Source organism: Cellulomonas soli (assembly GCF_052036975.1).
GTDB classification, from domain to species: Bacteria; Actinomycetota; Actinomycetes; order Actinomycetales; family Cellulomonadaceae; genus Cellulomonas; species Cellulomonas soli_A.
Map to the genome: position 1 here is coordinate 110,042 of NZ_JBQIAR010000009.1, position 12,044 is coordinate 122,085.

The window sequence follows — 12,044 nt, forward strand, 5'->3', positions numbered from 1 at the left end:
AGGCATCGGAGGACCCGGCCGCACGGAACCGCATCCGTCGCCACTCGACATCCATCCGGCAGACCGGTGTCGGCGGCGCCTGGAAACTGACCCCGCTGCGGCCGCCGACTGGGAACCACCACGACCGCAGGAGTCCAGCCTCAGCCGTCGTCGAAAATTGGGAGCTCCCGCGGCACCTGGTGTCGGACCGCACCCCTACGCTCACGCCATGAGCAGTAACCCGGGGCCCGCGACACCGTCGAGCACGGCGCCCTCGAGCGCGCCCATGCTGCGCTCCCTTAGTCCGAAGTTCATCGCCGAAAGCCACGAGTACTACGTCGGCATTCTGGTCCAGCAGCTCGAGCAGACGGGCGCTGAAGCGCCACGGAACATCGCACTGACTGGCCACTACGGCAGCGGCAAGAGCAGCGTGCTCGGCGAGGTGCAGAGCCGCATGAACGCTCCCACCGGGCGCCGCAGAGGCGGGACGGTGATCAACATTGCACTGTCCAGTCTCGGGGCTGACGAGGTGCGCATCGGACGCGTCGTTAGCGAGAAGACTCCGCTGCTGACGAATCTGATCCAGAAGGAGATCGTCAAGCAGTTGCTGTACCGGGAGTCTCCTGCTCGGATGCGCGGTTCTCGGTATCGGCGCGCCGACGTCTTCCACCACGGCCCGGCGATCGCGTGGTCCGCGGTCATCGCCGGCTCGCTCGCGATAGTTGCGCTGCTCTCCGGTGTCCTCGGCCGCATCCAGGCGACACTGCCCGCGTCGTGGTCCGACCTGGGGTGGTTGCCATGGCTTGTCACCCTGGCGCTCACGCTTGCCGGTGGACTCGCATGCTGGTTCGCGGCCCGCGCACTGCACAACCGGGTGTGGATCGAGAAGCTCTCAGCCGGCCCAGCGACGGTATCGCTGCAGAACCAGACCAACTCGTACTTCGACGAGTACCTCGACGAGATCGTCTACTTCTTCCAGGCTTCAGGCATCAGGATCGTGGTCTTCGAGGACCTTGACCGATTCAACGACCCACACATCTTCGAGACGTTGCGCGAGCTCAACACCGTCCTCAACCACTCGCGACAGATTACGCATCGCCCGATCCGGTTTGTGTATGCGATCAAGGACTCCATTTTCGAGAAGATTGCTTCCTCGGACGCCGGCATGGATAGTGAGCGGCTCCACTCCGCGGCGACCAACCGGACGAAGTTCTTCGACCTGGTCGTCCCGATCGTGCCGTTCATCTCGCATCGCAACGCCAGCGAGCTCATCCGTACCGAGTTCGCTGATGCTGCCGCGCCGCCGAGCGCGCAGTTGGTGGAGATCATCGCCCCGCACCTGACGGACATGCGGCTAGTGAAGAACCTCCGCAACGAGTACGAAATCTTCGCTCGTCATGTGCTGCCACCACTCGGTCTAGATGGCCTCAAAGCAGATTGCCTGCTGGCGATGTTGGTCTACAAGAACCTTCACCTGGCCGACTTCGAGGCTGTCCGCGAAGGCAAGAGCAATCTCGACGACGTTTATCGGGAGTACCGCGCGACCGTCACCGAGGTCACAGCGGCGGCCGACGCCGAGGCGCGTGACGCGCGTGCCGAGCTCAATACCCTCGATGGGGCCTCGCAGCGCTCGGCTGAGCTCGGCGAACGGCTCGGACAAGTCCTGGACGTTCTCCTCGAAGGTTCCGGCTCCCCTGTGCAAATGATCGAGACCAGTGCGGGGTCCTACTCTCGCGACGATCTGACCAGGACGGTCTTCTGGCGCGACTGGACAGCTTCGAGGTCAACCATCCAGGGCCTGAACCCGCAGGGCTATTCAACCAGGCCCCGAACGTTCGCAGAAATGCAGACCTTGCTTGGCGTTACCTGGTCGAACATACATTGGGAGGAGGAGCGACGGGCGGACCTGGAACGGAAGGAGCAAACCGCCGTGGAGCGGCGGGAGTTGGCCTCGCGCGCGTCGCTGCAGCAGCTCATGAACGACCCCACCGTGAAGATGCGTGCGTACGTGGAGTCTCATCTGGACGCTCTTACCGTCGAGCTCATCGACGCCGGGCTCCTGCTCGATGAGAACTTCACGCTGTACGTTGCGACGTTCCAAACCGGGGCGCTGACCCTTCACGCGATGAACTTCGTCCTCCACTCGGTGCAGCGCGACGAGGCGGATCTGCGTTTTCGGTTCAACGACCCGAGCGAGATCGACGCTGTAGCAAAATCCGAGCCCCGGCGATTCCTCCTCGGCCATGCCGCCTTCAACATCGAGGTGTTCGACCACTTCCTGTCGACGGCTCCGCATCGACTGGCACACGCCTTCACAACGATTAGCAATGGCAGCGCCGAGGGGAGAGCCCTCCTGGACGCGTATCTACTGGACGGTCAACGAGCACCCCAACTCATCGAGCAACTCGCTCCCATCTGGCCGGGCGTGTTCAAGTATCTGCACGAGCAGCGAGGCCTTGAGAAGGCTCTTTCCGCGCAACTTCACGATGTCGCTGCCGGGAGCGCTCGCGCCAACGTCGTGTACGACGTCGATGCGTCACTCCACGGCTTCTTCGCCAACCTCGTCAGCACCAGCACCGCCTTCGGCGAGCCGGGCACAGCGGCCGACCCGGCCGCACTCGCCAGCCTGCTTGAGGCGGCCGGCGTCGAGGTCGAGGATCTCTCCGCCCTCGCACCGGCCGTCCGGGAGCGAATCGTCGCCCGCAGCCTCTACCCAGTCTCGAGATCCAATCTGCGCACCATCATCGGGCCGAAGAAGCCGCTCACTCTCGAGGGGATCAAGGCCCACGACAAGACCGTCTACGACCACGTGCTACAGAACCTCGACGCATACATCAGCGATGTTCTCGGCCACAAGGACCCGACCGTCTCCCGTCCTGAGTTCTGGCTGGGTGTACTCGCGGACGTGGCGACTGTGGCATCACGGTTCCTCAGCCCCGTAGCCGAACGCGCCGACGTAGCCCTTTTCATTGACGACCTGACGGACGCTGAACCCGAGACCTGGAGAGCACTCGCAGAGACCCGTCGCTTTGCAGCCTCCGCATCGAACCTCGCCGCGTATGTCGACAAATGGGGCGTCGACGACGCCCTTCGCATCTACTTGCAGCACACAAGCGCGATCGACCGGGCCGACATCGGGGCGGACGCCGCAACTGCGCTCGCGAGGGCGCTCATCAATGCTGCGGCACTCCCCCCAAGACCCCTCGCGAGCCTCATCGCGAGCTTCAAGCCGACCGGCCTGACCGTCGCACACCTGAACGAGGCCGCCAAGCCGGCAGTGCCGGCACTCGTCCAAGTTGGGCTTATCCAGCAGTCCCCAGAGAACTACACCTTCGTGGCCGACCAACCGTGGTCAGTCAGGGAGGAACTCATCGTCGTGTCGCCGGACTTCGCGAACCACATGCTCGTACTCGATCTCGACGTGAACGAAGTTCGCGATTTCGCCGTCCACGCGACACTGCCAGCGTTCGTGCGACAGACACTCATGGACAACCTCGATGCGTTCGAGCGCCGAGTCGACCGCGTCGCTGCTCGCGCCCTCGCACGCTGGGTGCTGCGTCAGGACTACACCCTTGAGCTCGACGAGATCGCGCGTCTCGCACGACTCGGCGCGGACCCGGCGACGACAATCGCCCTCCTCGAGCCGCTCCTGCCTTCGCTCAGCGCGAGCGAGATCGCGGAGGTGTTGGACGTCCTCGGGGATCCGTACGCCGCCCTGCCCGTCACCGGCGACCGTCATCACGTGAAAGTGCCAGCCACAGACCCCACGCGGCGGCTCCTCAAACGTCTCCAAGCGCTGGAGCGCGTCAGCAGTTTCGAGGATGACGACGGCGGAAGCACACTACGCGTCCGTCGCAAGGGCTCGTAACCCGATCGGCCACGCCAGCGGACCCGCATCGAGTGCCTCTGCGCCGCGGGCGGCCGCCCTGCCGACCGGTTACCGCCTGCTGCTCGACTCCCGCGTGGTGGCCGACGACCCGGACGCCGGTGGTCGGGTCATCATCGGCAGCGGGCTGCGGCGATCCAAGGTCGCCCTGCCCGGCGCGCTGCTCGCTCGTGCCCCGGGCGTCGAGGTGGTCGAGGGCCTCGCCCTGGCGTAGGTCGCCTCAGACGCGCGTCGCCCAGAAGGCCACCGCGGCCGCGGCCGCCACGTTGAGCGAGTCGACACCCCCGGCCATCGGGATCCGCACCACCCGGTCGCACGCCGCGATCGTGCCGTCCTTGAGCCCGTGCCCCTCGGCGCCGAGCACCAATGCGAGCCGTTCGGGCTGGTCGGCCACGAGCTCGTCGAGCGTGATGGAGTCGTCGCTGAGGGCCAGCGCGGCCGTGACGAACCCGGCCTCCCGCAGCAGATCGACTCCCTCGGGCCACGGGTCGATGCGGGTCCACGGCACCTGGAACACCGTGCCCATCGACACGCGCACGGAGCGCCGGTACAGCGGGTCGGCGCACCGCGGGGTGACCAGCACGGCGTCGACCCCGAGCGCGGCGGCACTGCGGAAGGCCGCGCCGACGTTCGTGTGGTCCACGATGTCCTCGAGCACCGCCACCCGGCGCGCGCCGGCCCCTCCTCGCGCGTCGGCCAGCAGCTGTGCGACGCCGGGCAGCGCGGGTCGGTGCATGGCGGCCAGGGCGCCGCGGTGCACGTGGAACCCGGTGATCTGCTCGAGCACGGCCTCCTCGGCCACGTACACCGGCACGGTGGTGCCGTCGTCGGGCAGCGCGGCGAGCATCCGCTCCAGGTCGGCCACCCACCGCGGGGCGAGCAGCACGGAGCGGGGCCGGTGGCCTGCCGCGAGCGCCCGCCCGAGCACGGTGGAGCTCTCGGCGATGTACAGGCCCTTGGCGGGCTCGTGCCGGCTGCGCAGCGCGACGTCGGTCAACGAGACGTAGTCGGCCAGCCGCGGGTCGGCGGGGTCGGTGACGGTCAGCAGGTCGGGCCGGGGCACGCGCCCATCCTCCCAGCCCGGGCGGACCATCCAGGTCACCCCAGGACGGCGTCGGCCTCCACGGCGACCCGCCGGGTCAGGGCACGGCCACCGATGACCGCCATGACGAACCCGACCGCGGCGACCACCGGCACGATGACGAACGCCTGGTAGGTGCCCACGGCGTCCGCGAGCGCCCCCAGGGCGAACGGCGCCACACCGATGGCCAGCCCGCCGCCGAGGGTGGCGCGGGCCTGTGCGGCGTCGGTGGCCCCGTCGGCGGTGGCCAGCAGCAGCGCGATGGACATGGGGTACTGCACGCCGTAGCCGAACCCGGCGATGACCAGCCCGACCAGCGCGACCGCGGGCGTGGTGGCCGTCCACAGCACCGCCCAGCCGGCGATGGCCACGACGAAGGAGGTCGCCAGGATCCGCGCGGGCGGGACGCGCAACGACAGCGGGCCCACGATGAACCGCACGACCGTCATGCCGGCCACCAGACCGGCGGTGGTGGCCACGGAGATCCCGGCGTCGGCGCCGGTCTGCTCGATGACCAGGTCCGTCGACCAGTACGTGGTGGCGTTCTCCATGGCGATGGCCGCCACGATCGTCAGCAGGAAGCACGTGCCGGCCAGGTTCCACCCGGCGCTGCGCGGCACGTCGCCGTCGGGGCCGGACCCGTCGGACCCGGCCGCACGGGCGGGCGTCATGGCCCCGCCGACGCTCAGACGTGACTGCATGAGCATCGCGACGACCATGAGCAGCGCCGTCACCGCCACGGCGGGCCGCCACCCCCACCCGATGCCGACCGTGACGCCCACGGCGAGCGGCCCGAGCAGGCCGATCGCAGAGCCGACCCCGTTGGCCTCGGTGAGTGCGGCGGAGGCCCGGTGCCCGTGGTGCAGCGCGAGCCCGGCCTGCGCGGCCGACACGGAGGTGTTGCCGCCGGCCGCGAGCAGCGCCACGCCGCTGAGCGTCCACACCAGCGCGGGGGCCAGCACGAGCAGGGTGACGCCCAGCACGAGCGTGGCACCGGCCAGCAGCAGCGTGGTGCGCCGACCCAGCGCGCGCACGAGCCGCGGCGTCACCGCCGCCGACATGATCGCACCGACGGCCATCGCGGTCCCGTGCAGCCCTGCCTGGGCCCCGGTCAGGTCGAGGTCCTCGGCGAGCAGAGGGACGCTCGGGTTGAAGCTGTACAGCAGCCAGCCCCACACCACGAACGTGCCGTACAGCGACACGGTGAACCGGTCGCGCGGGAAGCCGCGAGGCTGGTCGCCGGCTTCTGGGGTCTCTGCCGGCGGCGTCGTCACGGCCATGAGGTTACGCCCGGTGCAGGGGACCGGGCCGGGCCCGTGGTCCGGACGCGCCGGGCACGCTGCGGCATCTCACCCGGCAACCCCACCCGCACCCGGTGCGTCCGGTGAGGTGCCGCGGTGCCGGTTCAGACCTCGTCGACGGCCGCCGACGCGAACTGCGAGGCGTACAGCCGGGCGTACGCCCCGTCGGCCTCGAGCAGAGCGTCGTGCGAGCCCTGCTCGACGATCGCGCCCTTCTCCATCACCAGGATCGTGTCGGCGTCACGGATGGTCGACAGGCGGTGCGCGATGACGAACGAGGTTCGCCCGGTGCGCAGCGCGGCCATGGCCTGCTGCACGAGCACCTCGGTGCGGGTGTCGACCGAGGACGTCGCCTCGTCGAGGATGAGGATCGAGGGGTCGGCCAGGAACGCCCGGGCGATGGTCAGCAGCTGCTTCTCCCCGGCGGAGACCGCCGCCCCCTCGTCGTCGATGCGCGTGTCGTAACCCTCGGGCAGCGTGCGCACGAACCGGTCGACATGCGTGGCCTGCGCGGCCTCGACGATCTGCTCACGGGTGGCCCCGTCGACGCCGTAGGCGATGTTCTCGGCGATGGTGCCGCCGAACAGCCACGTGTCCTGCAGCACCATGCCGGTCTGCGAGCGCAGCGTGTCGCGGGTCAGGTCGCGGGTGTCGATGCCGTCGAGCGTGATGCGCCCGCCGTCGACCTCGTAGAACCGCATGAGCAGGTTGACCAGGGTCGTCTTGCCCGCGCCGGTGGGTCCGACGATGGCGATGGTCTGCCCGGGCTCGGCCACCAGCGAGAGGTCGTCGATGAGCGGGGTGTCCTCCTCGTAGCGGAACGAGACATCCTCGAACGCCACGCGGCCGCGCGGGGGCTGCGGGAGCACGGCGGGCTCGACCGGGTCGGGGCTCTGGTCGGGCGCGTCGAGCAGCTCGAAGACCCGTTCGGCCGACGCGACCCCCGACTGCAGCAGGTTGGCCATGGAGGCGATCTGCGTGATCGGCTGCGTGAACTGCCGCGAGTACTGGATGAACGCCTGCACGTCACCCAGCGAGATCGTGCCGCTGGCCACCTGCAGCCCACCGACCACGGCGACCACGAGGTAGTTGAGGTTGGACAGGAACCCGAGGGCGGGCTGGATGACGCCCGAGATGAACTGGGCCTTGAAGCTGGCCTGGTAGAGGGCCTCGTTGCGTTCGGCGAACACCTGAGCGGCTTCGTGCTGGCGCCCGAACACGGTCACCAGCGAGTGCCCGGTGTACATCTCCTCGATGTGCGCGTTGAGCTTGCCGGTCCATGCCCACTGCTCGATGAACTGCGGGCGCGACCGCTTGGCGATCGCCGCGGCGACCAGCACCGACAGAGGCACGGTGACCAGGGCGATCACGGCCAGCAACGGGGAGATCCAGAACATCATGGACAGCACGCCGACCACGGTCAGCACCGAGGTGATCAGCTGGGACAGCGTCTGCTGCATGGTCTGCGCGACGTTGTCGATGTCGTTGGTGACCCGGCTGAGCAGCTCGCCGCGCGGCTGCCCGTCGACGTACCGCAGGGGCAGGCGCGACAGCTTGGCCTCGACCTCCTCGCGCATCCGGTACACGGTGCGCTGCACGACACCGGCGGTGACCCGGCCCTGCAGCCAGCCGAACGCGAAGGAGCCGATGTAGACGGCGAGCACGACGAGCAGGATCCGCCCGAGCGCCCCGGTGTCGATGCCCTGCCCGGGCACGACGTCCATCGCGGCGAGCATGTCGGCCTGCGTGCCCTGACCCTGGTCCCGCAGCTGCTGGACGATCTCGGCCTGGCTGGGACCGGCCGGGAGCTGGCCGCCGATGAAGCCGTCGAAGATCACGTTGGTGGCTTGCCCGAGCAGGCGCGGGCCCGCCACGGCCAGGGCCACCGAGGCGACGGAGAGCAGGACGACCAGCACGAGCCGGACGCGTTCGGGGCGCAGCACCTGCAGGAGGCGACGGCTCGAACCGCGGAAGTTCATCGACTTCTCCCCCGGCATCCCCATGTGGCCCATGGGGCCCGGGGCGACGGGGCGACGGCGTGGGGACGGTGCGGTGGTGCTCATCAGGCAGCCTCCTGCTCACTGACCTGCGAGTACACGATCTCGCGGTACGTCTGGGACGACTCCAGCAGCTCGGTGTGGGTGCCGACGGCGACGACCTTGCCGTCCTCGAGCACGACGATCTGGTCGGCGTGGCGGATCGTGGCGACCCGCTGGGCCACGACGAGCACGGTGGCCTCGCGCGTCTCGGGCACCAGCGCCGCACGCAGGGCTGCGTCGGTGGCGTAGTCCAGTGCGGAGAACGAGTCGTCGAACAGGTAGACCTTCGGTCGTCTGACCAGTGCCCGGGCGATCGCGAGCCGTTGTCTCTGCCCGCCGGAGACGTTGGTGCCGCCCTGCGTGATCGGCGCGTCGAGTCCCTCGGCGAGCGCCTCGACGAAGGGCCGCGCCTGCGCGACGGTGAGCGCGTGCCACAGCTCCTCGTCGGTCGCGTCAGGTCGGCCGTAGAGCAGGTTGGAGCGGATGGTCCCGGAGAACAGGTAGGGCTTCTGCGGGACGAGCCCGACCTGCGACCACAGGACCTCGGGCTCGATGTCGCGCACGTCGACCCCGTCGAGCAGCACGGCGCCGTCGGTCACGTCGAACAGGCGCGGCACCAGGTTGAGCAGCGTCGTCTTGCCCGAGCCGGTCGAACCGATGATCGCGGTCGTGCGGCCGGGCGCGGCCACCAGGTCGACGCCCTGCAGGACTGCCTGCTCGGCCCCGGGGTAGCGGAACTCCACACCGCGTAGCTCGAGCAGCCCCGGCCGGGCACCTTCACCTTCCGGCAGCGCGGTCGGCTCGACGGGCGCGAGCACCGAGGTGGACGTCTCGAGGACCTCACCGATGCGCTCGGCGGACACCACGGCCCGCGGGACCATGACGAACATCATCGTGGACATCATCACGGCCATGAGGATGTACATGATGTAGCTGAGGAACGCGGTCAGTGCCCCGATCTGCATGGCACCGCTCTCGATGCGCCCCGCGCCGAACCACAGCACCGCGATGCTGGTCACGTTCATCACGAGCATGACGACCGGGAACATCACGGCCATCAGCCGACCCACGCGCAGCGAGGAGTCGAACAGCTCGGTGTTGGCCACGGCGAACCGCTGCGACTCGTGGCGTTCGCGCACGAAGGCCCGCACCACGCGCACGCCGGCGATCTGCTCGCGCATGACCCGGTTGATCGCGTCGATCCGCTTCTGCACCTGCCGGAAGTACGGGATCATCCGGCTGATCACGAGCCCGACGACGACGCCCAGCACAGGTACCGCGACCACGAGGATGCCCGAGAGCGCCACGTCCTCCTGCAGCGCCATGACGACGCCGCCGACGAGCATGATCGGCGCCATCAGCAGCATCGTGAACGACATCAGCACGACCATCTGGACCTGCTGCACGTCGTTCGTCGTGCGGGTGATCAGCGTCGGCGCGCCGAACTTGCCGACCTCCTGCGCGGAGAACGTCTGCACGTGCCCGAACAGCCGCCCGCGCACGTCACGGCCGAAGGCCATGGAGGTGCGGGCGCCGTAGAACACGGCGGCGACCGCACCGACCACCTGGACGAAGCTGACCGCGAGCATGATGCCGCCGATGCGCCAGATCGCCGCGGTGTCCCCCTGGACGACACCGTCGTCGATGATGCGGGCGTTGAGGCTGGGCAGCCACAGCGTGGCGACCGTCTGCACGAGCTGCAGGACGAGGATCGCGACGACGGCGGCGCGGTAGGGGCGCAGGTGATGGCGCAGGAGCTGGACGAGCACGGAGCCTCCCGGGTGACGCGAGGTCCGTGGTGCGGGCCTGCCCGGCGACGCTAGGCCGCTCGGCGGCGGCGAGACAAGCCGGATTTGGGCTCCACGCTCAGGTCAGGGCACCCGTTTCGCTCTCGGCGCAGCGGCGGTGCAGCCGTCGCGGGCCCTCGGACCCACGGCGCGCACCGCCGCCCGCCACCGACCGAGCTGATCCCGGCGGTCGACCGCCCCTCAGAGGGTGGGTCGGTCCTCGTCCTGGTCGGAGCGGTGCACCGGGCCGGGCCCCGGACGCTGCCCCAGCTCCACGCTCGGGTCGAACGGCACCCCGCTGAGCGAACCGGCACCCGTCGCGTCGGCCGTAGCCGCTTCCGCCTGGCGACGGGCCTCCGCCAGCGCCTCGGCCGGGTCGGTCAGCGACACCGGCGGCAGGTCGGCCCCCAGCGGTGAGGTCCCCGCGGCACGGGTCGAGGCGGTCGCCGGACCACCGGTGCCGACGAAACCGCCGGCCAGCTGCCCCAACGCACCGGTCAGCTCGGCAGGCAGGAACCACATCTTGTTCGAGGGGCTCGCGGCGATCTTCGGCAGGGTCTGCAGGTACTGGTAGGCCAGCAGCTTGGGGTCCGCGTCGCCGCGGTGCACGGCGTCGAAGACCTGCAGGATCGCGCGCGCCTCGCCTTCGGCCCGCAGGATCGCGGACTGCGCCTCGCCCTCGGCCCGCAGGATCGCCGCCTGCTTCTCGCCCTCGGCGGTGAGGATCTGCGACTGCTTGACGCCCTCGGCGGTGAGGATGGCGGCACGACGGTCGCGCTCGGCGCGCATCTGCTGCTCCATCGAGCCCTGCACCGACGCGGGCGGGTCGATCGCCTTGAGCTCGACGCGGTTCACGCGGATGCCCCAGCGCCCGGTGGCCTCGTCGAGCACGCCGCGCAGCTGGCCGTTGATCTGGTCGCGGCTGGTCAGCGTCTGCTCGAGGTCCATCGAGCCGATCACGTTGCGCAGCGTCGTCACGGTGAGCTGCTCGATGCCGGTGATGTAGTTGGCGATCTCGTAGACCGCCGACTTCGGTTCGGTCACCTGGAAGTAGATGACCGTGTCGATGCTGACCACGAGGTTGTCGGAGGTGATCACCGGTTGCGGCGGGAACGAGACGACCTGCTCGCGCAGGTCCACGCCGGCGCGGACCCGGTCGACGAACGGGATCAGCAGGTGCAACCCGGCGTCGAGCGTGCGCGAGTACCGCCCGAGCCGTTCGACCAGGATCGCGACCGCCTGCGGCACGATGCGCACGGACCGCACGAGCGCGATGACGACGAACAGCACGAGCAGGCCCAGCACGACGTACACGGCGATCTGCCCGACGTCGGTGGTGTTGTCCATGGGATCTCCTGGGTCGTCCCTCGGCCCCGGGGCCGACGAGAGTGGGTGACAGGTCGGTGGGCGTGCCGCCCGGTGCTACGCCTGAGTGGTGGTCTGCGGGCCGTCGGCCGACGGCCGGGCCGCCCGGACGACGACGGCCGTGGCTCCGTCGATGCGGGTCACCGTGACCTCGGTGCCCGGTGGCAGCGCGTCGGACGGGTCCGTGCGCGCGCTCCACACCTCACCGCGCAGCTTGATGCGCCCCTCGGCGCCGGACACGGTGCTGACCACCACCGCCGAGCCGCCGACCAGCGCCGCGGCGTTGGTCTCCACCAGCGGCATGCGACTGCGCAGGTGCCGCAGCAGCCAGGGGCGCAACGAGCCCAGCAGCAGCACGGAGGTGACGGCCGCGACCACGAGCTGCAACCACAGCTCGGCACCGAGCCACGCGGCCACCGCCCCGGCCAGCGCACCGCCGGCGAACATGATGAAGACGAGGTCGAGCGAGAGGATCTCGAGGATCGCCAGCAGGACCGCGCCGCCGAGCCACCAGAGCCACTCCATGGCGTCCTCCTCCGAGTCAGGGGCGGGTCGCACGCCACGTCAGGCCGGCGACGCCGCCTCGTCTCGATCCTAGGCGACCGC

General features: G+C 69.6%; 8 protein-coding genes. 2 read left to right on the forward strand and 6 right to left on the reverse strand.

What is annotated here, in order from left to right:
• Window positions 1-208: 208 nt before the first annotated feature.
• Window positions 209-3,847 carry a YobI family P-loop NTPase gene (locus ACTHAM_RS11295; RefSeq protein ID WP_440687430.1) on the forward strand — a complete coding sequence of 1,213 codons (3,639 nt, stop codon included), beginning with the start codon at window positions 209-211 and terminating at the stop codon, window positions 3,845-3,847.
• Between the two features lie 97 nt (window positions 3,848-3,944).
• Window positions 3,945-4,079 carry a hypothetical protein gene (locus ACTHAM_RS11300; RefSeq protein ID WP_440687432.1) on the forward strand — a complete coding sequence of 45 codons (135 nt, stop codon included), beginning with the start codon at window positions 3,945-3,947 and terminating at the stop codon, window positions 4,077-4,079.
• A gap of 6 nt (window positions 4,080-4,085) precedes the next feature.
• Here the strand turns inward: ACTHAM_RS11300 and ACTHAM_RS11305 are convergent, their stop codons facing one another.
• The 6 genes from ACTHAM_RS11305 to ACTHAM_RS11330 form a co-directional block, all read right to left on the reverse strand.
• Complete coding sequence (locus tag ACTHAM_RS11305) at window positions 4,086-4,958, reverse strand: TrmH family RNA methyltransferase (RefSeq protein WP_440687434.1); 873 nt, start codon at window positions 4,956-4,958, stop codon at window positions 4,086-4,088.
• A 5-nt stretch (window positions 4,959-4,963) separates the two neighbouring features.
• Complete coding sequence (locus ACTHAM_RS11310; RefSeq protein WP_440687436.1) at window positions 4,964-6,220, reverse strand: MFS transporter; 1,257 nt, start codon at window positions 6,218-6,220, stop codon at window positions 4,964-4,966.
• A gap of 131 nt (window positions 6,221-6,351) precedes the next feature.
• Window positions 6,352-8,310 (reverse strand): ABC transporter ATP-binding protein, encoded by a 1,959-nt coding sequence (locus ACTHAM_RS11315; RefSeq protein ID WP_440687438.1) that lies wholly within the window; start codon window positions 8,308-8,310, stop codon window positions 6,352-6,354.
• Window positions 8,310-10,055, reverse strand: coding sequence for an ABC transporter ATP-binding protein (locus ACTHAM_RS11320; RefSeq protein WP_440687440.1), 1,746 nt, complete (start codon window positions 10,053-10,055; stop codon window positions 8,310-8,312). Before ACTHAM_RS11320 ends, ACTHAM_RS11315 begins: the two co-directional genes overlap by 1 nt.
• 219 nt (window positions 10,056-10,274) lie before the next feature.
• On the reverse strand, window positions 10,275-11,420 hold the full coding sequence (locus ACTHAM_RS11325) for an SPFH domain-containing protein (protein WP_440687442.1): 1,146 nt from the start codon (window positions 11,418-11,420) through the stop codon (window positions 10,275-10,277).
• Window positions 11,421-11,495: 75 nt separating this feature from the next.
• On the reverse strand, window positions 11,496-11,963 hold the full coding sequence (locus tag ACTHAM_RS11330; protein WP_440687444.1) for an NfeD family protein: 468 nt from the start codon (window positions 11,961-11,963) through the stop codon (window positions 11,496-11,498).
• Window positions 11,964-12,044 lie beyond the last annotated feature (81 nt).

Bases quoted from the DNA above. Each gene is read 5' to 3' on its own strand.
- ACTHAM_RS11325 (WP_440687442.1), bottom strand. From the start codon at position 11,420: ATGGACAACACCACCGACGTCGGGCAGATCGCCGTGTACGTCGTGCTG.
- ACTHAM_RS11305 (WP_440687434.1), bottom strand. From the start codon at position 4,958: ATGGTCCGCCCGGGCTGGGAGGATGGGCGCGTGCCCCGGCCCGACCTG.
- ACTHAM_RS11315 (WP_440687438.1), bottom strand. From the start codon at position 8,310: ATGAGCACCACCGCACCGTCCCCACGCCGTCGCCCCGTCGCCCCGGGC.
- ACTHAM_RS11330 (WP_440687444.1), bottom strand. From the start codon at position 11,963: ATGGAGTGGCTCTGGTGGCTCGGCGGCGCGGTCCTGCTGGCGATCCTC.
- ACTHAM_RS11295 (WP_440687430.1), top strand. From the start codon at position 209: ATGAGCAGTAACCCGGGGCCCGCGACACCGTCGAGCACGGCGCCCTCG.